The sequence below is a fragment of the Geodermatophilus sp. SYSU D01036 genome, assembly GCF_054050435.1.
The window spans coordinates 85,412-105,765 of the sequence record NZ_JBJGZJ010000006.1 but is presented as its reverse complement, the minus strand read 5'-3'; the positions used below and the strand labels follow the sequence as shown (position 1 = coordinate 105,765).

Below are 20,354 nucleotides of genomic sequence, written 5' to 3'. Positions count from 1 at the left end.
CCCGGAGGTCGCCGACCTCCGGGGTCCTTCGCGTGCGCGGACGGCTAGCGCGCGCCGATCCCGCGGGCCCGCGCCGCGGTGACCACCAGGTCCACCACGGCCCCCAGCGGCAGCGCCGTCCCGTCGACGACGAGGTGGTAGTGCCGGGCAGCCGCCGGGTCGCACCGGTAGAAGTGCCGGACGTAGGCCTCGCGGGTGGTGTCGTTGGCCTCGAGCTCCCGCCGCAGCTCGTCCGCCGGGCGGCCGTAGCGCGCCACCGCCGCCCGGAGCCGGGCCTCCGGCGGGCCGTCGAGCCGCACGTGCAGGGCGTCGGGCCGGTCGCGCAGCACCAGCGCCCCGGCGCGGCCGAGCACCACCCCGCCGGCGCCGTCGGCGATCTCGCGCAGCACCCGCTCGGTGTGCTCGCGGTAGGCCCGCTCGTCGGGCTGCGTGGTCGCCGGCACGACGCCGCCGACCGGGTCGGGCATGGCCCCGAGCGAGGCCACCAGCCGCCACAGGCCGCGCACGACCCGCTCGTCGTTGGCCTCGGCGTCGTCCTGGGAGACGCCGAGCCGGCCGGCCACCTGGGCCGGGATCGCCCGGTCGTGGAAGGCCAGGCCGAGCCGCTCGGCGACGGCGGGGCCGACCTCCGGCCCGCCCGCGCCGTAGGACGCGGAGATCGTCACGACGCCCACGGCCGCTCCTCCTCGCCGACGAGGTCCCCGTCGATGCGCCGGCCGAGGAACACCGCCCCGGCCTCACCGGCGTAGATGCCGTACCCCGGGACGGGCGTGTATCCCATCGCCGCGTACAGCGCGAGCGCCTCGGGCTGGCGATCGCCGGAGTTCAGCACGACCGAGCGGTACCCCGAGGCGCGCGCGGAGTCCTCGAGCGCGGTGACCAGCACCTGGGCCAGGCCGCGCCGGCGGAAGCGCGGCACGACGTACACGCGCTTGACCTCGACGGCGGCGGGGTCGTCGCCCTCGCCGTGCCGGCGCCACGCGCCGCAGCCGGCCGGCTCGCCGTCGACCTCGGCGACGAGGAACAGCCCGGCCGGGGGCACGAACTCGGCCGGGTCGACGGCGGCGCCGTCCGGGCCGCCGTAGCGGACCACGTACTCCTGCTGCACCCGCTCGACGAGGTCCCGGGCCAGCGGGTCGTCGTAGGGCACCGCGCGCAGCCGCGCGACCGACCCGTCGCGCAGCCGCACCTCAGCCGAAGTGGACATGCCCGGTCCCCTCCGCGCCGACCGCCACCGCGACGTCGGCCGCGGGCTCCCCGCTGACGGACACGCCCGGCTCCCCCTCCTCGACCCGCCCGATCGGCACCCACCCCTCCGGCAGCGCCGCGGCCGGCGGGAAGGTGGCCAGCAGCGCGTGGTCCTCCCCGCCGGTGAGCACCCAGGCCAGCGGATCGGCCCCGAGGGCCGCCGCCACCTGCTGCAGCGGACCGGGCGGCTCCAGCGTCGCACGCACCAGCGCGGCCCGGTCGACGTCCAGGACGACGCCGCTGTCGGCGGCCAGGTGCCCGGCGTCGGCGAGCAGGCCGTCGCTGACGTCGCACATGGCCGTCGCGCCGGCGTCGGCCGCGGCCGGCCCGGCGAGGTACGGCGGGGTGGGGCGGCGGTGCGCGGTCACGGCGGCCAGCGGGCTGCTGAAGCCGCGGCGCAGCACGGCCAGCCCGCACGCCGACCAGCCCAGCCGCCCGGCGACGGCCAGCACGTCCCCGGGCCGGGCCCCCGAGCGCAGCACCGGCGCCCGGCCGCCGAGGTCGCCCAGCGCGGTGACCGACAGGACGACGGCACCGCTGTCGGGCGCCGAGGCCACGGTGTCCCCGCCGACGACGGCGGCGCCCAGCGGCGCGCACTCGGCGGCCATCCCGGCGGCCACGCCCTCCAGCCACGAGGTGGGCGTGTCGGCGGGGCAGGCCAGCCCGACCAGCAGCGCGGTGGCCACCCCGCCCATCGCGGCGACGTCGGCGAGGTTCGCGGCGGCGGCCTTGTGCCCGACGTCCTCGGCCGAGGACCAGTCGCGACGGAAGTGGCGGCCCTCGACGAGCACGTCGGTGGTGGCGACCACCCGGCCGTCGGGGACCCGCAGCACCGCGGCGTCGTCGCCGGGGCCGACCTGCGCGACCCGCGCTGCGCCGGCGCGGGCGACCACCCGGGCGATGACGCCGAACTCCCCCACGACCCGCACGCTGTCGGCGGGGTCCTCGCGCGGCACCAGCGGACGGGGCCGTGTCACAGGCCACCCCGGGTCGCTGGGGTACGTTGCGCTCCGGTCCGTCTGCCGGTGGCAGGCAGCCACCCGCAGAGCCGTCCGAGGAAGGTCGTCCCGTGGTCCACGCCTACATCCTGATCCAGACCGAGGTCGGCAAGGCCGCCCAGGTGGCGTCCACGATCAGCGAGATCGCCGGCGTGACCAAGGCCGAGGACGTCACCGGCCCCTACGACGTCATCGTCCGCGCCGAGGCCGAGACCGTCGACGAGCTGGGCCGCCTGGTGGTCGCCCGCGTCCAGTCGGTCGACGGCATCACGCGCACGCTGACCTGCCCCGTCGTCAACATCTGAGCCGCTGAGCGAGGACACCCCCGCCCCGGACCCGGCACCGGCGCCCGCGCGCGACCCGCTGCGCCGGCTGGCGCTGGTCGCGACCGCCGTGATCGTGCCGGTGCTCGTGGCGCTGCTGGTCCTGGTCCGCGTGGTCGGCGGCGACGAGGACGACGGCGACGAGCCGGTCGCCGACGTCAGCGGCGCTCCCACGCAGCAGCGCGCCGAGGACCTCCCGGTGCTGCCGGTCCAGGTCCCGCCGCCGACGCCGGAGGCCGACGCGACCTGCCCGGCGCTGATGTCCGGCCTCCCCCTGGACCTGACCGGGGAGCCGCAGCGGCTGGTCGACTCGGACACCCCGTACGCCGCCGCCTGGGGCGAGCCGCCGGTCGTGCTGGTGTGCGGCGTGCCGCAGCCCGCGGGCCTGGTCGCCGGCGAGGGCCTGCTGCAGATCGACCGGGTCACCTGGTTCGTCGAGCAGGCCGAGGAGGCGACGACCTGGACCGCGGTCGACCGCGCCGCCTACGTGCAGGTGACCTTGCCGCCCGACGTCGACAGCGCCCCGGTCACCGTGCTCAGCGGCGTCATCGCCGACACCCTGCCACCGCGCTGAGGTCCCTCAGACGGCCGGGAGCCGCTCCAGCTGGGCCCGGACGGCGGCGTGCACCTCGTCGCCCGCCGCCTCTCCGGTGGCCGCCACGGCGGTCACCCCGACGCTGAACACCCCGTGCGCGCACCAGGCGAACGCCGCCGGGCCGGACAGCCCGGTCGCCGGGTCGACCTCGGCGACGGTGAGCAGGCTGCAGCCCTCGGGCAGCGACGACGGGTCGTGCCGCAGCACGCCGTCGTAGAGCTCGGCGTCGTTGCCGGCGAGGTCGTGCGCGTAGGCGGCGGCGCCGGCGGGGTCGGCGAACTGGTCGAGGAAGACGCTGGTGAGCGGGCCGGCCGTGGCGCCCCAGAAGCGCTCCCAGCCGTGCCGGTAGCCGTACTCGCGCAGCACCGCGCGCTCGCGGGCGGGGTCGTCCGAGTAGGTGGCCACGTCGTCGACGGTCTTGGCGCCGGCGGGGGGCTGCAGGTCGGCGTCGGCGATCCGCGGGAGGCCGGAGGGCACCTCGTCGAGCAGCAGTTCCTCCAGCTCCTCGACGCCCTCCGGCGTGGCGGGGGCGGGCGCGGGGGTGGCGCTGGTCGGCGTGCAGCCGGTGGCCGGCACGAGCGACACCAGCCCGGCGAGGACGGCCGCGAGCCGGCCCGGGGTCACCGGGGGGTCCGCTGGTCCCCCGGCCGGCCCGCACGGGTCAGTGCGGAGGTGACCAGCCGGTCCACCAGCTCGGGGTAGGACACCCCGCTGGCCGCCCACATCCGCGGGAACATCGAGATGGGCGTGAAGCCCGGCATGGTGTTGACCTCGTTGACGACCAGCCGCTCGCGGCCGTCGGGCCCGGTGCCGAGGAAGAAGTCCACCCGCGCGAGGCCCTCGCAGTCCAGGGCGAGGTAGGCGCGGCGGGAGGCCTCCTGCACCATCCGCGTCTGCTCGGGCGTGAGGTCGGCCGGGACGTCGAACTCGACGGCGTCCTCGAGGTACTTGGCGTCGAAGTCGTACCAGTCGGTGCCCGGCTTGAGCCGGATCTCGGCCGGCAGGCTGGCCTCCGGCGGCCCGCCGTCGCGGCCGGCGAGCACGCCGCACTCGATCTCCCGGCCGGGCACGGCGGCCTCGACGACGACCTTCGGGTCGACGGCGGCCGCGGTGGCCACCGCCTCGGGGAACTGCGCCCAGTCGGTGACCCGGGTGATGCCGATGCTGGACCCGGCGCGCGAGGGCTTGACGAACACCGGCAGGCCCAGCCGCTCGCGGTCCGCGGCGGTCAGCAGGTCCGGGTCGGCCGACAGGGCGCCCTCGGCGTCGCGGAGCACCACGTGGTCGCCCTGCGGCAGCCCGGCGGCGGCCAGGAGCTTCTTGGTGAACTCCTTGTCCATCGACGCGGCGCTGGCGAACACGCCCGACCCGACGTACGGGAGCCCGCTCATCTCCAGCAGCCCCTGGATGGTGCCGTCCTCGCCGTAGGCGCCGTGGAGCACGGGGAAGACGACGTCGACCTCGGTGAGCACCGGGCCGATCGCGGCGGCCGGCTCGAGCACGGCCAGCCCGCGCCCGGCGGGGTCGCCGACCAGCGACACCGCCGTCCCGCCGGTGACCTCGGGCAGCCGGCCGCCGTCGATGGCCAGCCGCTGGCCCTCGTCGGGGAGCACCCAGCGGCCGTCGCGGGCGATGCCGACGGGGACCACCTCGTAGCGCTCCCGGTCCAGCGCCGCCATCACGCTCCCGGCGCTGACGCAGGAGATGGCGTGCTCGGCGCTGCGCCCCCCGAACACGACCGCGACGCGCACCTCGCCCGTTCCGCTCATCGCGGCCGACCCTAGTCGACCGCCTCCGCGCGTCCCTCCGGCTCCCACGGGGCCGGCACGCGTGCCGTGTGGGAACCTCGACGGCGATGCGGGAGAACGCGGCCCCTCCGGTGGACCCCCGACCTCCGGCGACGACGGCGCACCAGGGGGACGCAGCCGTGCGCCGGCACCCGCTCCCCCTGCGGCTGGCCGGCGCGGCGGTGCACGCCTACACGGCGCTGGGCTCGGTGCTGGCGCTGCTGTTCGTGCTGGCCGCGATCGAGGGCGAGGTCGAGGCCGCGCTGTGGATCGGGCTGGCGGCGCTGGTGGTCGACGGCACCGACGGGATGCTGGCCCGGCGCGCGCGGGTCAAGGAGACGATCCCCTGGTTCGACGGCTCGCTGCTGGACAACATCGTCGACTACCTGACCTACGTCTTCGCCCCGGTCGTCCTGCTGTGGACCACCGGCGTGCTGCCGCACGGGCCGGTGGGCTGGGTGCTGGCCGCGCTGCCGCTGCTGGCGTCGAGCTACCAGTTCTGCCGGGTCGACGCGAAGACCGACGACCACACCTTCCTCGGCTTCCCGAGCTACTGGAACGTCGTCGCGTTCTACGCGGTCGTGCTCGACCTGTCGCAGGTGGCCGTGGCCGTGGTGCTCGTCGTCTGCTCGGTGCTGGTGTTCGTGCCGGTGCGCTACCTCTACCCGTCGCGGACCGAGGCGCTGTGGCAGGTGAGCATGGCGCTGACCGCCGTCTGGTTCGTGTCCTACGCCGTGCTGGTCGCCCAGCTGCCCGACCCGAACCCGTTCGTCGTCGCGCTGTCGTTCGCCTACGTCGTCTACTACCTGGCCTTCAGCGGCTGGCTCACCGCCCGCGCCGCCCACCGCCGCCGCCGGGATGCCCGCGCCGCCAGGTGAGGTGCTGGACCGGCCCTCCTGCAGGGGCCCGCGCCCAGCGGAGCGAGGGGTGGGGGGGGGGCAGGAGGGCCCTCCTAGAAGGGGGCGCGGACGACCAGCTCGACGTTGCGGTCGGCCGGCGTGCCGGCCAGCGGCGAGCCCAGGCCCGCGTACGGCACGTTGGCCGCCAGCTCGCGGTGCAGCGCCGCCAGCGCGGCGGGGTCCCCGGCGGCCGGGTCGTCGGCGGCCGGCGGCCGGGCGGGGCTGTCGTGGTCGACCATCGTGCAGACCAGCGACAGGGTGCCGTCGCCGTTGTCGAGCAGCTCCACCAGCCGGGCCTGCCCGGGCCAGTCGACGACGGCGCAGGTGGTCACCTCCCACAGCCCGCGGCCGGGCTCGTGCGGGTGCGCCCACGGCCGCACCTCGCTGACGTGCGTGTGCCCGTTGAGCCACAGCACCACGTTCGGGTACCGGTGCAGCAGCGCGAGCAGCTCGGGCGCGCCCAGCGCGGTGTCGCCGGCGGCCGGCTGCCCGCCCAGGGCGTCGGAGCGGGTGAGCGTGCCCGACCCGTGGTGCGAGAGCAGGACCACCAGCCGGTCGGCGTTGCCGGTGGCCACCCGCCCGCCGTCGGGACCGGGCGCCGACGACGACACCTCGCGCAGCCGCTCCTCCAGCCACCGCGCCTGCGCCGCGTCGACCGAGCCCGCGGCGCCGCCGGTGACCCGGGTGGTGTCCAGGCAGACGACGCGCACGCCGGGCAGCCCGTCCCAGGCGTAGTAGGCGGTGCCGTCGCGCAGGTTCTCCTCGGTGAACCCGTGGCCGGCCGGTGCCCCGCCGTCGGAGAGGTGCGCGGCGACGAAGGACCGGCGGTCGATGAACCGGCGGTCGGCCACCGGCGTCACCGGGCGGGAGGTGGCGGTGGTGAAGACCTCGGAGCGGTGCGTGAACAGGCGCAGCGCGTCGTCCAGCGGCAGGGCGGGGTCGACGTCGACCGGCTTGCGCCCGGCGCCGAGGACGGCGGCCAGCGCGGGCGTGGGGACGCCGACGCCCTGGATGAGCGCCTCGTGGTTGCCGTGGCAGCCCAGCCACGGCAGCCGCAGCCCCTCGGCGGCGAAGGCCGCGAACGCCGCCTCCAGCAGCCCGGGGCGGGCGGGGAAGCCGAACCGCTCGTGGTGGACGCCGCCGTCGTCGTCGGGCCGCCAGAACAGGTCGTGCGGCCACCCGGAGGCCTGCACGCCGTCGTAGGCGGTCAGCCCGGCCCCGGGTGAGACCACTCCCCCGCGGAGGACGGCGAGGTACAGCTCCAGCTCGTTCCACTGCGCGTTGTCGATGGCATCGCCGGTGGTGACCACCACCTGCAGCGGCTGGCCGGTCCGCGGCGCCCCGGCCAGGCCGTTGAGGGTGCGCACCAGCGCGTCGACGGCGTGCGCGGTCAGCGCCTCCTGCGGCCGGTGCATGGGCACGAGGGCGCGCATCCGCGGGTCGGCCTCGAAGCGGTGGAAGAACTCGAAGCGGGCCGGCGAGCAGACGTCGGCCAGCTGCAGGTCGGTGACGTGCGCGAGGCAGGCGACCGCCCGCACGCCCCGGCGCGGCGGCTCCCACGCCGGCCCGACCAGCTCGCGGCGCACCCGGTGCGGCTCCCCGGCCGCCCACGCGAGCGCCCGGTAGTCGCCGTCCCGGCCGGCGTGCAGCACGGGGCCGGCCGCGAGGACGCGGTCGAGGGTGGTGCGGCTCATCCCGTCAGACGGCGTCGAGCGCGGCGGTGAGATCGGCGACGACGTCATCGGTGTCCTCGATGCCGCAGGAGAAGCGCAGGAAGCCCCCCGGGACGGCGTCCCCGCCCCACTGCGCCCGCCGGTCGACGGTGCTGTGCACGCCGCCGAAGCTGGTCGCCGCGGTCCACAGCCGGCTCGCGGCGAGGAACCGCGACACCGCGTCCTCGTCGGCGAGCTCGGCCGAGACGACGCCGACCGGCCGCAGCATCTGCCGGGTGGCGAGCTCGTGGGAGGGGTCCGAGGGGAGCCAGGGCCACCGGACGCCGGTCACCGCCGGGTGGCCGGCGAGGACCTCGGCCACCGCCGCGGCGGTCTGCGCCTGGCGGGCGAGCCGCAGGTCCAGCGTGCTCATCGACCGGTGCCCGAGCCACGCGTCGAACGCGCCGGGCGTGCTGCCGGTGTGGTCGCGCCAGCCCTTGAGCCGGTCGAACACCTCCCCGGAGGTGGTGCTCACGTGGCCGAGCAGCAGGTCGCTGTGCCCGGTGAGCGCCTTGGTGTCGGCGCCCACGGTGAGGTCGGCGCCCAGCGCCAGCGGTCGCTGGCCGAGCGGGGTGGCGGTGGTGTTGTCGACGGCGAGCAGCGCCCCGGCCGCCCGGGTCGCGCAGGCCACCGCCGCGATGTCGCAGACGTCGAGCTGCGGGTTGCTCGGGGTCTCGAGGAGGACCATCCGGGCGCCGTCGAGGTCCCCGCGGGCGGCGACGTCGCCGATCCCGCTCGTCGGCACGTACTCCACCCGGACGCCGAGCCGTTCGAGCTCGTCGCGGGCGAGCAGCCGGGTCGCGTAGTAGCCGTCGGCGGGCAGCACCAGGCGGTCGCCGGCCGACACCAGCGCGGTCACCGCCGCGGTGACCGCGGCCATGCCGGTGGAGAAGGCGAGGCACCGGCCGCCGTCGAGCTCGCCGACGGCCTCCTCGAACGCCCGGAACGTCGGGTGCTCGGTGCGGGCGTAGGCGTCGGCGCCGTCGGCGCGCGGCGGGCGGTCGCCGAGGTGGAAGGGGGCGGCGAACACCGGCGAGGGGCGCAGCGGGGTGCCCGGCACCGGCGGGGCGTCGCCCGCCCGGACCGAGCGGGTGCCGTCGCCCCACCCAGCGGGGAGCGTCGTCACTCCGGCTCGGCCCGGGGGTGCGTCGTCACTCCGGCTTCGCTTCCCGACTCATGATCTCCTTCACCATCTGCGCGGCCGGCACGCCCTCGTGGCAGACCCGCACGACCGCCTCGGTCACCGGCACGTCCACGCCGTGCGCCCGGGCCAGGTCCAGCACCGGGCGGCAGCTCTTGACCCCCTCGGCGGTCTGCCGGGTGGTGGCCTGCACCTCCTCCAGCGACAGGCCCCGTCCCAGCTTCTCCCCGAACGTGCGGTTGCGCGACAGCGGCGAGCTGCAGGTGGCCACCAGGTCGCCCAGCCCCGCCAGCCCGGCGAAGGTCGAGGACTCCGCACCCAGGGCCACGCCCAGGCGGGTGGTCTCGGCCAGGCCGCGGGTGATCAGGGAGGCCCGGGTGTTGTCGCCGAATCCCATCCCCTCGGCGATGCCGCAGGCCAGTGCGATGACGTTCTTCACCGCGCCGCCGAGCTCGCAGCCGACGAGGTCGGAGTTGGTGTACGGCCGGAAGTAGACGGTGTGGCAGGCGGCCTGCAGCGCGGCGGCCCGGTCGGCGTCGGTGCAGGCGATGACGGTGGCGGCCGGCTGCTCCTCGGCGATCTCCCGCGCCAGGTTCGGCCCCGACAGCGCCGCCACCCGGTCCGGGCCCGCGCCGGTGACCTCGCAGATGACCTCGCTCATCCGCTTGGTCGTGCCGAGCTCGACGCCCTTCATCAGCGACAGCAGCGTCGCGTCCGGGGGCAGCAGCGGCGTCCACTCGAGCAGGTTGGTGCGCAGCGACTGGGAGGGGACGGCGAGCACCACGACGTCGGCGCCGTCGAGGGCCTCCGCGGCGTCGGGGGTCGCCGTCAGCGCGCGGGGCAGCGGCACGCCCGGCAGGTACTCGGCGTTCTCCCCGGTCTCGGCGATCGCCCGGGCCAGCTCCGGCCGGCGGGCGTGCAGGGACACCGTGCAGCCGGCGTCGGCGAGCACCTTGGCGAAGGTGGTGCCCCAGGAGCCGGCGCCCAGGACGGCGGCGCGGGTGCCCCGTCCGAGGCGGTCCAGCTCGCTCACGCAGCGCTCCCCGGGAGGTCGCCGGGCAGCGACCGCCCCGGCCGGGGGGCGAACGAGGCGGGGGCCGGCTCACCCCGGAGGCCGGACAGCAGGTCGCGCACCCGGCCCATGATGAGGTCCGTGGTCTCCCGGAGCAGGTCCGGGGTCAGCGGCCGGCCGGCGCGGACCTCGGCCCGCAGCGCGGACAGGTCGACCGGCTCCCCGACGGCGTAGTCGGCCGGTGCCCGGAAGCGCAGGTGCAGCTTCCTGGTGTGGTAGTCGTGCACCCGGTGCGGGCCCCACTGGGCCACCGGCAGCACCACCGCGTCGGTGGTCAGCGCCAGCCGCGCGACGCCGGTGCGCGCCTGCATCGGCCACCAGTCGGGGTCGCGGGTCACCGAGCCCTCGGGGTAGATGACGACGACGTTGCCCGCCTCCAGGTCGGCCGCCGCGGCGGCCAGGGAGCCGCGGGCGTCGGCGGAGCCGCGGGCCACCGGGATCTGCCCGGCGTGCCGGAGGATCTTCCCGACGACGCCCTTGAACACGGCCTGCTTGGCCAGGAAGTGCGGCACCCGCCCGTTGTCGTAGACCAGCCGCGCGCAGGCCAGCGGGTCGAGCACCGACACGTGGTTGGCCACCAGCAGCACCGGCCCGGTGCGCGGCAGCCGGTCGCCGTCCCGGTAGCGCAGCCGGAACACCAGCGACGTGGTCGGGTAGATGAGCGCGACCGCCAGCTTCAGCGACCACGGCAGCCGGCCACGCTCGTGCAGCGCGCGCCGCTGTACCGCAGTGGTCCCGGAGGACTGCTCCTCGGTCACCGGCACACCTCCGCTCGGTCGTGACGACCGGCACATGATCGACCCTGCGGCCGGTCCGGGTGCGCACCGGGGTCCTCCGGCGTCCGCGGCGGGCCGTGGCGGTGTGCTCACATGGTGCCCGTGCGGTGGTCCCTGATCGTCCCGGCGAAGCGGCTGTCCGCGGCCAAGACCCGCCTCGTGCCGCTGACCGGCGGCGGTCCCGGGCTGCACGCGGACCTGGTGCTGGCGCTGCTGGCCGACACCGTCGCCGCGGCCCGCGCCTGCCCCGCGGTGGCCGACGTCGTCGTCGTGACCGACGAGGACCGCGCGGCCGCCACCGTCCGGGCGCTCGGCGCGCGCACGGTGCCCGACGAGCCCGACCGCGGGCTCAACCCGGCGCTCGCCCACGGCGCCCGGGCCTGCGGCGGGCGCGCCGTCGCCGCCCTGTCGTCGGACCTGCCGGCGCTGCGGCCGGCCGAGCTGGCCGCCGCCCTGGCCGCGGCCGCGGCGGCGCCGCGCTGCTTCGTCGCCGACGCCGCGGGCACCGGCACCACCCTGCTCACCGCGGCCGGCGTGCCGCTGGACCCGCGGTTCGGCCGGGACTCCGCCGCCGCGCACGCCGCCGCCGGCGCGGTGCCGCTGGCCGGCGACTGGCCGGGACTGCGCCGCGACGTCGACACGCCCGCCGACCTGGCCGCCGCCGCCGGCCTCGGCGTCGGGACGGCGACGGCGGCGCTGCTGCCGCGGCTCCCGCGCCCGGCCGCCTGACGGGACCGCGCAGGGGCACCGGTCGTTCACGTGCGTGGGGCACGATGAGCGCCGTGGCAGCCGAGACGACGTCCTCGATCACCGGGCCCGAGACGCCCGTGCCCGCGGAGCAGCCCCCGCTGCTCGCGGACCGCTTCCTCAACCGGGAGCTGTCCTGGCTGGACTTCAACGCGCGGGTGCTCGAGCTGGCCGAGGACGCGTCGATGCCGCTGCTCGAGCGGGTCAAGTTCCTGGCGATCTTCGCGGGCAACCTCGACGAGTTCTACATGGTCCGCATCGCCGGGCTGAAGCGGCGGCTGAGCACCGGGCTGACCGTGCGCTCCCCCGACGGGCTGACCATCCGCGAGCAGCTCGCCCGGGTCACCGAGCGCACCCAGGAGCTGGTGCACCGGCACGCCGACTGCTTCGAGCGGGACGTCACGCCGCGGCTGGAGGCCGAGGGCATCCGGATCGTGCACTGGGACGACCTCGCCGAGACCGAGACCCGGCGGCTGCGCGAGTACTTCCGCGACCAGGTGTTCCCGGTGCTCACCCCGCTGGCCGTCGACCCGGCGCACCCGTTCCCCTACATCAGCGGCCTGTCGCTCAACCTCGCCGTCGTGGTGCGCGACCCGGAGACCGGCGCGCCGCGCTTCGCCCGGCTCAAGGTGCCCAACAACGTGCCGCGGTTCGTGCCGGTGGGGCCGGTCGACTCCCAGGCGACGTTCCTGCCCCTCGAGGACCTCATCGCCGCGCACCTGTCGCTGCTGTTCCCCGGCCTCGACGTCATCGACCACCACCTGTTCCGCGTCACCCGCAACGCCGACCTGGAGGTGGAGGAGGACCGCGACGAGGACCTGCTGCAGGCCCTCGAGCGGGAGCTCGCCCGCCGCCGGTTCGGCCCCGCGGTCCGGCTCGAGGTCACCGAGACGATGGACCCGCAGATCCTCGACGTCCTCGTCTCCGAGCTCGAGGTCAGCCCGCAGGACGTCGTCACGGTGCCCGGGCTGCTGGACCTCGCCTCGCTGTGGGCGCTGTACGACATCGACCGCCCCGAGCTCAAGGACGAGCCGTTCGTACCGGCCACCCACCCGCGGCTGTCGGAGGGCGAGACGCCCAAGAGCGTGTTCGCCACGCTGCGCGAGGGCGACGTGCTGGTCCACCACCCGTACCACTCGTTCGCCACGAGCGTGCAGCGCTTCATCGAGCAGGCCGCCGAGGACCCGCACGTGCTGGCGATCAAGCAGACGCTGTACCGCACCTCCGGCGACTCCCCGATCGTCAACGCGCTGATCACCGCCGCGGAACTCGGCAAGCAGGTGGTCGTCCTCGTCGAGATCAAGGCGCGCTTCGACGAGGAGGCCAACATCACCTGGGCCCGGTCGCTGGAGCGGGCCGGCTGCCACGTCGTCTACGGCCTGGTGGGCCTGAAGACGCACTGCAAGACGGCGCTGGTGGTGCGCCGGGAGAACGGCGTCATCCGCCGCTACGTGCACATCGGCACCGGCAACTACAACCCGAAGACGGCGCGGCAGTACGAGGACCTCGGCATCCTCACCGCCGACCCGCGGGTGGGCGCCGACCTCACCGACCTGTTCAACGTGCTCACCGGCTACTCGCGGCAGACCACCTACCGGCAGCTGATGGTGGCGCCGCACGGGATCCGCGCCGGGCTGGTGGAGAAGATCCGCCGGGAGGCGCGGCACGCCGCCGAGGGCCGCCCGTCGGGCATCCGGTTCAAGGTGAACTCGCTGGTCGACGAGCGGGTCATCGACGCGCTCTACGAGGCCTCCGGCGCCGGGGTCCCGGTCGAGCTGTTCATCCGCGGCATCTGCACGCTGCGCCCGGGCGTGCCCGGGCTGAGCGAGACGGTCCGGGTGCGGTCGATCGTCGGCCGGTTCCTCGAGCACTCCCGGGTGATGGCGTTCGAGAACGCGGGCGAGCCGGAGTGGTGGCTCGGCAGCGCCGACCTCATGCACCGCAACCTCGACCGCCGGGTCGAGGTGCTGCTGCGGGTGTGCGACGACACGGCCCAGCGGGAGCTGCAGGCGTTCTTCGACGCCGCCATGGCCCCCGGCGTGCGCTGCTGGGAGCTCGGCTCCGAGGGCCAGTGGACCCGCACCGGCACCCGGGACTACCAGGCCGCCCTCATGCACCGGGTGACCGAGCATGCCGGCTGAGCGGACGGCGGTCGTCGCGGCCGCCGGCGGGGTGGTGTGGCGGCCGGCCGCCGACGGCGGCGTCGAGACCGTCCTCGTGCACCGGCCGCGCTACGACGACTGGTCGCTGCCCAAGGGCAAGCTCGACGCCGGGGAGAACGCCCTGTCCGCCGCGGTGCGGGAGGTCGTCGAGGAGACCGGCCTGCACATCGCGCTCGGCCGCCGCAGCCTGCGCACCCGCTACGAGGTCGCCGCCGGGCCCAAGCACGTGGACTACTGGCTCATGCGGGCGGTCGGCACCGAGCACCCGTTCGAGCCCAACGACGAGGTCGACGAGCTGCGCTGGCTGCCCCTCGACGACGCCTCCGCGCTGGTCACCCACGAGCACGACCGGCGCGTGCTGGCCGACCTCGCCCGTGACGACGTCCCGCGGGCGCCGACGCTGCTGCTGGTGCGCCACGCCAAGGCCGGCAGCCGCAGCGACTGGGACGGCCCCGACGACGAGCGGCCGCTGGAGACCAAGGGGTGGCGGCAGGCGCAGCAGCTGGCCGACGTCCTGCCGGCGTTCGGGCCGGTCGAGCTGCTCACCGCCCCGCGGGTGCGCTGCCGGCAGACCCTGGAGCCGCTGGCCGAGCGGACGGGCCTGCCCGTGCGCGACCTGCCGGAGCTCGGCGAGGAGGAGTTCGCCGCCGACCCGCAGGCGGGCCTGGCCGTCGTCGAGCGGCTGCTGGAGCCGCGGGAGGGCGCCGGGGTCACCGTGGTGTGCAGCCAGGGCGGGGCGATCCCGTCGGTGCTGATGAGCCTCGGCGTCCGGTGGGAGGGCGTCGCCGGGCGGCTGTACCCGCCGGCGGCCAAGGGCAGCGTGTGGGCGCTGGGCGGCCGCCCCGGCGCGCTGCTGGCCGACTACTACCGCGACCTCGGCCCGGACCCCGACGCCCCCGAGTGAGGGGCGCCGGGGCCCGCGGGCGTCAGGCGGGGAGGGCCGGGAGCGCCTTCGGCAGCCAGGACGGGCGCTGCGCCTCGTAGGCCTCGATGTCGGCCAGGTGCCGCTCGGTGAGGCCGACGTCGTCGAGCCCCTCCAGCAGCCGCCAGCGGATGTAGTCGTCGACCTCGAACGGCACCGTGGTGTCGCCGTAGGTGACCGTCTTGGCCTGCAGGTCGACCGTCACCGGCAGCGCCGGGTCGGCCTCGACCGCCTGCCACAGCGCCTCGACGTCGGCCTGCGGCAGGACGACGGTCAGCAGGCCCGACTTGGTCGAGTTGTTCCGGAAGATGTCGGCGAACCGCGAGCTGATCACGACGCGGAAGCCGCCGTCGAGCAGCGCCCAGCAGGCGTGCTCCCGCGAGGAACCGGTGCCGAAGTCGGGGCCGGCCACCAGGATCGAGGCGTCGGCGTGGTGCGGCTGGTTGAGGACGAAGTTCGGCTCGTTGGTGCGCCAGGCGACGAACAGGCCGTCCTCGAACCCGGTGCGGGTGATCCGCTTCAGGTACTCGGCCGGGATGATCTGGTCGGTGTCGACGGCGCTGCGGCGGAGCGGGGCCGCGGTGCCGGTGTGCGTGGTGAACGGCTGCATCTCAGACTCCAGCGGGGACGTCGGCGAGGTCGGCGGGGGCGGTCAGCCGGCCGGTGAGCGCGGTGGCGGCGGCGACGGACGGCGACACGAGGTGCGTGCGCCCGCCCTTGCCCTGCCGGCCCTGGAAGTTGCGGTTGCTGGTCGACGCCGACCGCTCCCCCGGCTCGAGCTGGTCGGGGTTCATGCCCAGGCACATCGAGCAGCCCGCGCCGCGCCACTCGGCGCCGGCCTCGGTGAACACCCGGTCCAGGCCCTCGGCCTCGGCCTGCAGCTTGACCCCGATCGACCCGGGGACGACGAGCATCCGGGTGTGGGCGTCGATCCGCCTGCCGCGCAGCAGCTCGGCGGCGGTGCGCAGGTCCTCGATCCGGCCGTTGGTGCACGAGCCGAGGAAGACGGTGTCCACCTCGATCTCGCGCAGCGGCGTGCCCGGGGTGAGGCCCATGTAGGCCAGCGCCTGCTCGGCGGCGCGGCGCTCGTTGTCGTCGGCGAAGTCGGCCGGGTCGGGCACCCGCTCGGTCAGGGGCAGGCCCTGGCCGGGGTTGGTGCCCCAGGTGACGAACGGCGAGAGCTCCGCGGCGTCGAGGACGACCTCGGTGTCGAAGACGGCGCCCTCGTCGGTGCGCAGCGTCCGCCAGTGGGCGACGGCGGCGTCCCAGTCGGCGCCCTGCGGGGCGTGCGGGCGGCCCTGCAGGTAGGCGAACGTCGTCTCGTCGGGGGCGATCATCCCGGCGCGGGCCCCGGCCTCGATCGACATGTTGCAGATCGTCATCCGGGCCTCCATCGACAGCGCCTCGATGGCGCTGCCGCGGTACTCGATGACGTGGCCCGCGGCGCCGTTGGTGCCGATCCGCGCGATGACGGCGAGGATGACGTCCTTCGACGAGACGCCCTCGGGGAGCTCGCCGTTCACCGTGACCGCCATCTGCTTGGGCCGGTACTGCGGCAGCGTCTGGGTGGCCAGCACGTGCTCGACCTCGCTGGTGCCGATGCCGAACGCCAGCGCGCCGAACGCGCCGTGGGTGGAGGTGTGGCTGTCGCCGCAGACGATCGTCGTGCCCGGCTGGGTAAGCCCCAGCTGCGGGCCGATGACGTGCACGATGCCCTGGTCGCGGTCGCCCATCGGGGCCAGCCGGATGCCGAACTCCGCGGCGTTCCTCCGCAGCGCCTCGACCTGCGCCCGGCTGACCGGGTCGGCGATCGGCGCGAGGACGTCGAGCGTCGGGACGTTGTGGTCCTCGGTGGCCATGGTGAGGTCGGGCCGGCGGACCGGGCGGCCGGCGGCCCGGAGCCCGTCGAACGCCTGCGGGCTGGTGACCTCGTGCACGAGGTGCAGGTCGATGTAGAGCAGGTCCGGCTCGCCCGCGGCACTGCGCACGACGTGGGCGTCGTAGACCTTCTCCGCCAGGGTCTTCGGCACGGGGTCCCTCCCGATCGGGTCATCCCACGGTGGCGTCTCATTGAGTGGGATGGGAGTATCGCTGTGTGGGACAGCCTAACCCCGTCGCCGTTCTGGACAAAGCAGTGGCCATCCTCCGCGCCGTCGCGCAGGAGCCGGCGGCGCTCGCCGACCTCGTCGCGCGCACCGACCTGCCGCGGGCGACCGCCCACCGGCTGGCCGTCGCGCTCGAGGGCCACCGGCTGCTCCGGCGCACCCCGGCGGGCACCTGGGCGCCCGGTCCCGCCCTGGCCGAGCTCAGCCACGGCAGCGCCGACCTGGCCCGGGTCGCCGGCCGGCACCTCGCGGCGCTGCGCGACGCCAGCGGGGAGAGCGCCCAGTTCTACGTCCGCGAGGGCGGGTCGCGGGTGTGCGTCGCCGCCGCCGAGCGGGCGCACGGGCTGCGCGACACGGTGCCGGTGGGCGCGCGGCTGCCCATGACGGCGGGGTCGGCGGCGCACGCGCTGCTGGCCTTCGCGCCGCCGGAGGAGGTCACGCCGCTGCTGCCGCAGGCGAGCTTCACCGCCCGCACCCTGCTCGACGTCCGCCGGCGCGGGTGGGCGCACAGCGTGGCCGAGCGCGAGGCCGGGGTCGCCTCGCTGTCGGCGCCGGTGCGCGACCCGGCGGGCGCCGTGCTCGGCGCGGTGTCGATCTCCGGCCCGGTCGAGCGGCTGGGCCGCCGGCCGAGCCCCGAGGTGGTCGGCGCGGTCCTGGAGACGGCGGCGGCGATCGCCCGCGCCGCCTCCTAGGAGGTTCTCCCCGGCGGCCGCGGGGCGGAGACTCCTCCCATGACCGCCACGGAGCCCCGGCAGCGCGGGCGGGCCCGGATCGCCGGGCCCGGTGAGGGCATCGGCCTGGACGAGCTCGCGCTGGCCACCCGCAACCACGGCCTGCCGCTCGAGGCGCTGCGCTACGACGTCACGCCGCCGGGCCTGCACTACGTGCTCACCCACTACGACATCCCCGCCGTCGACCCCGCCACCTGGCGGCTGGAGGTCACCGGCGCGGTCGAGCGGCCGCTGCGGCTGGACCTCGACGACCTGCGCCGGCGGCCGGCGGTCACCGCGCGCGTGCTGCTCGAGTGCGCCGGCAACGGCCGCGCCCGGCTCGAGCCCCGCCCGGTCAGCCAGCCGTGGCTGCTCGAGGCCGTCGGCAACGCCGAGTGGACCGGCACGCCGCTGGCGCCGCTGCTGGCCGAGGCCGGCGTCTCCCCCGCCGCGGTCGACGTCGCCTTCACCGGCGCCGACCACGGGGTCGAGCGCGGCGTCGAGCAGGACTACACCCGCGGCCTGCCGCTGGCCGAGGCGCTGCGGCCCGACGTGCTGCTGGTGTGGGCGGTCAACGGCGCTCCCCTGCCGCCGCAGCACGGGGCGCCGCTGCGGCTGCTGGTGCCCGGCTGGTACGGCATGGCGCACGTGAAGTGGCTGACCCGGGTCGAGGTGCTCGAGCACCCCTTCGACGGGTTCCAGAACGCGACGGCCTACCGGCTGAGGACCGAGGCGCACGAGGCCGGCGTGCCGGTCACCCGGATCGCGCCCAGGGCGCTGCTGGCCCCGCCCGGCTTCCCCGACTTCATGACCCGTGAGCGGTTCCTGCGGCCCGGCCCGGTGACGCTCACCGGCCGGGCGTGGTCCGGCCGCGCCCCGCTGACCGGCGTCGAGGTGAGCACCGACGGCGGGGCCACCTGGACACCGGCCGACCTCGCGCCGCCCGACCCGGCGCACCCGCACGCGTGGCGGGCGTGGACCTGCACCTGGGACGCGGGGCCCGGCGGGTACGAGCTGGTCGTGCGCGCCGCCGACGCCGAGGGCCCGCAGCCGGTCGAGCAGCCCTGGAACCGCCAGGGCATGGCCAACAACCTCGTGCAGCGGGTGCCGGTCACCGTCCTCGACGACTGAGCCGGCCGGGACGACCGGGCCGGCGGGCCGCCCGGGATACGCCCCGTCGCGTATTCCGCGCGGTCCGGCGCGGGCGGACCGTCGTGGTCCCCGGTCACCCACCGCCGGGTCGGCGCATCCCAGGGACGGCCCCGTGCCGCACCCGGAGGGGCCTCCCGATGACCACCGCCACGCACGGCCCGGCCGCCGCCTGGGCCGCCGCCCACCGCTCCCTGCTCGTCCTCTTCACCGTCGTGGCCACGCTCGCCGTCGTCGCGGCCGTCACCCTGACGGTGCTGCTGGCCACCGACGACCCGGCCCCGGTCGCGCCGTCGCCGGCGCCGGCCGAGGAGGCCTGCGCCCTGCCCGGCGCCATGACGGTCGCCCTCGCCAAGCCGTTCTGCTGACGGCTCCGCGACCGGACCAGCGCGGCCGGACCAGCGCGGACCGGGTCAGCGCGGACCGGGTCAGCCGCTCCACCGCACCACCGGCTGACCCGGCCCCGGCCCGTACGGCAGGCACCGGGCGGCCGCCTCGGCGACGGTGTGCGTCCCGCACTTCTCCCGGATGTGCTCGGTGTGCTTGCGCACCGTGCCGACGGCGATGCGCAGCGCCGCGGCGATCTCCTCGGCGTACAGCCCCGCGCCGGCCAGGCCGAGGACCTCCCACTCGCGCGCGGTCAGCCGCGGCACGCCCGCCCGGCGGTGCTCGGCATCCAGCCACAGCTCCAGCAGGTGCGGCCGGGCCAGCTCCAGCAGCCGCCGGTCCCGCTCGCCGAACGGGGTGCGGCCGGAGCGGAGGAACAGCAGCACCGGCGCCTCGCCGAGCGGCGCGCGCAGCGGCACCACCAGCTCGCCGGGCACGTCGGTGGTCACCTCGGGGTGCTGCGGGCCGCCGCCGTCGCCCGGGGAGAGGTCCGCGGACGACAGCACGCGGCGCAGGACGCGCTGGGGCTGCGGCCCGACCAGCGGCGAGCGCAGCCCGCCGGAGGAGCCGGTCAGCGCGTCCTCGCCGGCGCGCTCGACGCCGCGGGTCCCGTCGGCCAGCACGCCCTGGACGACGACGGTCCGGAGGTCCCGGTGGTCGACCAGCCGGGCGGTCAGGTCGAGGTCGGCGGGGACCAGGCGCAGCAGCCCCTCGAGCAACTCCCAGGGCAGCACCGGCCCGGGGTCGAGGGCCCGCGCCGCCCGGAGCAGGGCGAGCAGGTCCTCGGCGTCCCGCGCGCGCAGGTGCCCCGAGGCCATGGCGGACCCCCCGTCGGCCGTGCCGGTCACGCTAGGCCGCCCGGCGGCGCCCGCGGGATACGCACTCTGACGTATTCCGCCCGCCGCGGCGGAGGCGCAGCGTCGTCGTCCCCGGGTGTGCCACGCCCGGGCCCGGCGCCTCAGGGGCGGCACGGCCGCACCCGGAGAGGGGCTCCCGATGACCGTCCCCGTCCACCACCCGGCCGGCGCGTGGGCCTCCACGCACCGCATGCTCATCGCCGTCGTCGCCGTCCTCATGGCGGCCGCCGTCACCGTCGGCATCGTCCTGCTCGTGCAGCTGAGCAGCGACGAGCCCGTGACCGGGACGACGCCCCCGGCCGTCCCCGTCGAGGACACCGGCGGCGTCCCGCCCTCCGTGGAGACGTGCACCAACCTGAACGGCGTGCAGTCGGTGGCCGCCGCGCTGCTCTGCTGAGCGGCGCCCGGGCCCGCCGTCCGTGGGGGACGGCGGGCCCGGGGGGTCAGTGCCCGGGGACCGTGCGGCCGCTGCCGTCGTCCTCGGGGTCCTGCCGGTCCGGCGGGGCCTCGACGACGATGGGGCGCAGCCGCGACCACAGCGCGAACGCGGCCGCGAACACGAGCATGGCCAGGCCCGCCCACAGGTTGGCGTTGACGTCGCCGGTCTTCTCCTGCTCGGCCGGCGAGTTCCCGAACAGGCCCGCGAGGACCAGCACGACGCCGTAGAAGCCGATGAGTGCGGCGATGACGTTGCGGACGTCGAACGCGCCCGCCTGGTGCGCCGGAGCGCCGGAGCGCGAGGTGCTGCTGCTCATGACCGGACT

The 20,354-nt window shown here is 76.5% G+C and carries 23 protein-coding genes; 10 read left to right on the top strand and 13 right to left on the bottom strand.

What is annotated here, in order from left to right; all coding sequences use genetic code 11:
• Positions 1-44: 44 nt before the first annotated feature.
• From ACI8AR_RS08930 to ACI8AR_RS08920, 3 genes are read right to left on the bottom strand one after another with little or no spacing between them, the layout of a single operon-like run.
• Positions 45-674, bottom strand: coding sequence for a cytidylate kinase-like family protein (locus ACI8AR_RS08930; RefSeq protein ID WP_457050700.1), 630 nt, complete (start codon positions 672-674; stop codon positions 45-47).
• Positions 662-1,207 (bottom strand): GNAT family N-acetyltransferase, encoded by a 546-nt coding sequence (locus ACI8AR_RS08925; RefSeq protein WP_457050699.1) that lies wholly within the window; start codon positions 1,205-1,207, stop codon positions 662-664. Before ACI8AR_RS08925 ends, ACI8AR_RS08930 begins: the two co-directional genes overlap by 13 nt.
• Positions 1,191-2,225 carry a thiamine-phosphate kinase gene (locus tag ACI8AR_RS08920; RefSeq protein WP_457050698.1) on the bottom strand — a complete coding sequence of 345 codons (1,035 nt, stop codon included), beginning with the start codon at positions 2,223-2,225 and terminating at the stop codon, positions 1,191-1,193. Before ACI8AR_RS08920 ends, ACI8AR_RS08925 begins: the two co-directional genes overlap by 17 nt.
• A 92-nt stretch (positions 2,226-2,317) precedes the next feature.
• Here ACI8AR_RS08920 and ACI8AR_RS08915 point away from each other — a divergent pair, with 92 nt between their 5' ends.
• Together ACI8AR_RS08915 and ACI8AR_RS08910 are read left to right on the top strand one after the other, a co-directional pair.
• Positions 2,318-2,551, top strand: a complete 234-nt coding sequence (locus ACI8AR_RS08915) for an Lrp/AsnC ligand binding domain-containing protein (RefSeq protein WP_091212468.1) — start codon at positions 2,318-2,320, stop codon at positions 2,549-2,551.
• An 88-nt stretch (positions 2,552-2,639) separates the two neighbouring features.
• Entirely contained in the window at positions 2,640-3,143 is a 504-nt protein-coding gene (locus tag ACI8AR_RS08910; RefSeq protein ID WP_457050697.1) for a DUF3515 domain-containing protein, read from the top strand.
• Between the two features lie 6 nt (positions 3,144-3,149).
• On the opposite strand, the gene ACI8AR_RS08905 is transcribed toward ACI8AR_RS08910, so the two are convergent.
• Positions 3,150-3,788 carry a hypothetical protein gene (locus ACI8AR_RS08905; protein WP_457050696.1) on the bottom strand — a complete coding sequence of 213 codons (639 nt, stop codon included), beginning with the start codon at positions 3,786-3,788 and terminating at the stop codon, positions 3,150-3,152.
• Positions 3,785-4,933 (bottom strand): D-alanine--D-alanine ligase family protein, encoded by a 1,149-nt coding sequence (locus ACI8AR_RS08900; RefSeq protein ID WP_457050695.1) that lies wholly within the window; start codon positions 4,931-4,933, stop codon positions 3,785-3,787. The genes ACI8AR_RS08905 and ACI8AR_RS08900 overlap by 4 nt, the downstream gene beginning before the upstream one ends.
• A 158-nt stretch (positions 4,934-5,091) precedes the next feature.
• On the opposite strand from ACI8AR_RS08900, the gene ACI8AR_RS08895 reads away from it, so the two are divergent.
• The gene (locus ACI8AR_RS08895; protein ID WP_457050694.1) at positions 5,092-5,829 is read left to right on the top strand and encodes a CDP-alcohol phosphatidyltransferase family protein; all 738 of its coding nucleotides are present in this window, start codon (positions 5,092-5,094) and stop codon (positions 5,827-5,829) included.
• A 74-nt stretch (positions 5,830-5,903) separates the two neighbouring features.
• Here ACI8AR_RS08895 and ACI8AR_RS08890 read toward each other — a convergent pair whose 3' ends face one another.
• Genes ACI8AR_RS08890 through ACI8AR_RS08875 form a run of 4 tightly spaced genes read right to left on the bottom strand, consistent with a single transcriptional unit; the run spans position 5,904 to position 10,533 of the window.
• Positions 5,904-7,544: a TIGR03767 family metallophosphoesterase gene (locus ACI8AR_RS08890; RefSeq protein WP_457050693.1), complete on the bottom strand. Its 1,641-nt coding sequence runs from the start codon at positions 7,542-7,544 to the stop codon at positions 5,904-5,906.
• A gap of 4 nt (positions 7,545-7,548) precedes the next feature.
• Positions 7,549-8,688, bottom strand: a complete 1,140-nt coding sequence (locus tag ACI8AR_RS08885; RefSeq protein WP_457050692.1) for a cystathionine gamma-lyase — start codon at positions 8,686-8,688, stop codon at positions 7,549-7,551.
• A 25-nt stretch (positions 8,689-8,713) separates the two neighbouring features.
• Positions 8,714-9,736, bottom strand: coding sequence for an NAD(P)H-dependent glycerol-3-phosphate dehydrogenase (locus tag ACI8AR_RS08880; RefSeq protein ID WP_457050691.1), 1,023 nt, complete (start codon positions 9,734-9,736; stop codon positions 8,714-8,716).
• Positions 9,733-10,533 carry a lysophospholipid acyltransferase family protein gene (locus tag ACI8AR_RS08875; protein ID WP_457050690.1) on the bottom strand — a complete coding sequence of 267 codons (801 nt, stop codon included), beginning with the start codon at positions 10,531-10,533 and terminating at the stop codon, positions 9,733-9,735. Before ACI8AR_RS08875 ends, ACI8AR_RS08880 begins: the two co-directional genes overlap by 4 nt.
• 111 nt (positions 10,534-10,644) lie before the next feature.
• On the opposite strand from ACI8AR_RS08875, the gene cofC reads away from it, so the two are divergent.
• Genes cofC through ACI8AR_RS08860 form a run of 3 tightly spaced genes read left to right on the top strand, consistent with a single transcriptional unit; the run spans position 10,645 to position 14,364 of the window.
• Positions 10,645-11,280 (top strand): 2-phospho-L-lactate guanylyltransferase, encoded by a 636-nt coding sequence (cofC, locus tag ACI8AR_RS08870; protein ID WP_457050689.1) that lies wholly within the window; start codon positions 10,645-10,647, stop codon positions 11,278-11,280.
• Positions 11,281-11,333: 53 nt separating this feature from the next.
• On the top strand, positions 11,334-13,439 hold the full coding sequence (locus ACI8AR_RS08865) for an RNA degradosome polyphosphate kinase (protein ID WP_457050688.1): 2,106 nt from the start codon (positions 11,334-11,336) through the stop codon (positions 13,437-13,439).
• On the top strand, positions 13,429-14,364 hold the full coding sequence (locus ACI8AR_RS08860) for an NUDIX hydrolase (protein ID WP_457050687.1): 936 nt from the start codon (positions 13,429-13,431) through the stop codon (positions 14,362-14,364). Before ACI8AR_RS08865 ends, ACI8AR_RS08860 begins: the two co-directional genes overlap by 11 nt.
• A 22-nt stretch (positions 14,365-14,386) precedes the next feature.
• Here the strand turns inward: ACI8AR_RS08860 and leuD are convergent, their stop codons facing one another.
• Positions 14,387-14,992, bottom strand: coding sequence for a 3-isopropylmalate dehydratase small subunit (gene leuD, locus ACI8AR_RS08855; protein ID WP_457050686.1), 606 nt, complete (start codon positions 14,990-14,992; stop codon positions 14,387-14,389).
• Between the two features lies 1 nt (position 14,993).
• Positions 14,994-16,412: a 3-isopropylmalate dehydratase large subunit gene (gene leuC / locus ACI8AR_RS08850; protein ID WP_457050685.1), complete on the bottom strand. Its 1,419-nt coding sequence runs from the start codon at positions 16,410-16,412 to the stop codon at positions 14,994-14,996.
• Positions 16,413-16,516: 104 nt separating this feature from the next.
• On the opposite strand from leuC, the gene ACI8AR_RS08845 reads away from it, so the two are divergent.
• The 3 genes from ACI8AR_RS08845 to ACI8AR_RS08835 all read left to right on the top strand — a co-directional run bounded on the left by ACI8AR_RS08845 (position 16,517) and on the right by ACI8AR_RS08835 (position 18,714).
• Positions 16,517-17,179 (top strand): IclR family transcriptional regulator, encoded by a 663-nt coding sequence (locus ACI8AR_RS08845; RefSeq protein WP_457050684.1) that lies wholly within the window; start codon positions 16,517-16,519, stop codon positions 17,177-17,179.
• 39 nt (positions 17,180-17,218) lie between these two features.
• Positions 17,219-18,328, top strand: a complete 1,110-nt coding sequence (locus ACI8AR_RS08840) for a sulfite oxidase (RefSeq protein WP_457050683.1) — start codon at positions 17,219-17,221, stop codon at positions 18,326-18,328.
• 158 nt (positions 18,329-18,486) lie between these two features.
• Positions 18,487-18,714 carry a hypothetical protein gene (locus ACI8AR_RS08835; RefSeq protein WP_456935871.1) on the top strand — a complete coding sequence of 76 codons (228 nt, stop codon included), beginning with the start codon at positions 18,487-18,489 and terminating at the stop codon, positions 18,712-18,714.
• Positions 18,715-18,774: 60 nt separating this feature from the next.
• Here ACI8AR_RS08835 and ACI8AR_RS08830 read toward each other — a convergent pair whose 3' ends face one another.
• Complete coding sequence (locus ACI8AR_RS08830; RefSeq protein WP_457050682.1) at positions 18,775-19,551, bottom strand: helix-turn-helix domain-containing protein; 777 nt, start codon at positions 19,549-19,551, stop codon at positions 18,775-18,777.
• Between the two features lie 178 nt (positions 19,552-19,729).
• On the opposite strand from ACI8AR_RS08830, the gene ACI8AR_RS08825 reads away from it, so the two are divergent.
• The gene (locus tag ACI8AR_RS08825) at positions 19,730-19,987 is read left to right on the top strand and encodes a hypothetical protein (protein WP_457050681.1); all 258 of its coding nucleotides are present in this window, start codon (positions 19,730-19,732) and stop codon (positions 19,985-19,987) included.
• 46 nt (positions 19,988-20,033) lie between these two features.
• On the opposite strand, the gene ACI8AR_RS08820 is transcribed toward ACI8AR_RS08825, so the two are convergent.
• Positions 20,034-20,345: a hypothetical protein gene (locus ACI8AR_RS08820; RefSeq protein WP_456935874.1), complete on the bottom strand. Its 312-nt coding sequence runs from the start codon at positions 20,343-20,345 to the stop codon at positions 20,034-20,036.
• Positions 20,346-20,354: the final 9 nt, after the last annotated feature.

What these genes read in the sequence shown, in the direction of transcription:
- ACI8AR_RS08925 (WP_457050699.1), bottom strand. Translation starts at nt 1,207, where the DNA reads ATGTCCACTTCGGCTGAGGTGCGGCTGCGCGACGGGTCGGTCGCGCGG.
- ACI8AR_RS08900 (WP_457050695.1), bottom strand. Translation starts at nt 4,933, where the DNA reads ATGAGCGGAACGGGCGAGGTGCGCGTCGCGGTCGTGTTCGGGGGGCGC.
- ACI8AR_RS08890 (WP_457050693.1), bottom strand. Translation starts at nt 7,544, where the DNA reads ATGAGCCGCACCACCCTCGACCGCGTCCTCGCGGCCGGCCCCGTGCTG.
- cofC (WP_457050689.1), top strand. Translation starts at nt 10,645, where the DNA reads ATGGTGCCCGTGCGGTGGTCCCTGATCGTCCCGGCGAAGCGGCTGTCC.
- ACI8AR_RS08860 (WP_457050687.1), top strand. Translation starts at nt 13,429, where the DNA reads ATGCCGGCTGAGCGGACGGCGGTCGTCGCGGCCGCCGGCGGGGTGGTG.
- leuD (WP_457050686.1), bottom strand. Translation starts at nt 14,992, where the DNA reads ATGCAGCCGTTCACCACGCACACCGGCACCGCGGCCCCGCTCCGCCGC.
- ACI8AR_RS08840 (WP_457050683.1), top strand. Translation starts at nt 17,219, where the DNA reads ATGACCGCCACGGAGCCCCGGCAGCGCGGGCGGGCCCGGATCGCCGGG.
- ACI8AR_RS08835 (WP_456935871.1), top strand. Translation starts at nt 18,487, where the DNA reads ATGACCACCGCCACGCACGGCCCGGCCGCCGCCTGGGCCGCCGCCCAC.
- ACI8AR_RS08830 (WP_457050682.1), bottom strand. Translation starts at nt 19,551, where the DNA reads ATGGCCTCGGGGCACCTGCGCGCGCGGGACGCCGAGGACCTGCTCGCC.
- ACI8AR_RS08825 (WP_457050681.1), top strand. Translation starts at nt 19,730, where the DNA reads ATGACCGTCCCCGTCCACCACCCGGCCGGCGCGTGGGCCTCCACGCAC.
- ACI8AR_RS08820 (WP_456935874.1), bottom strand. Translation starts at nt 20,345, where the DNA reads ATGAGCAGCAGCACCTCGCGCTCCGGCGCTCCGGCGCACCAGGCGGGC.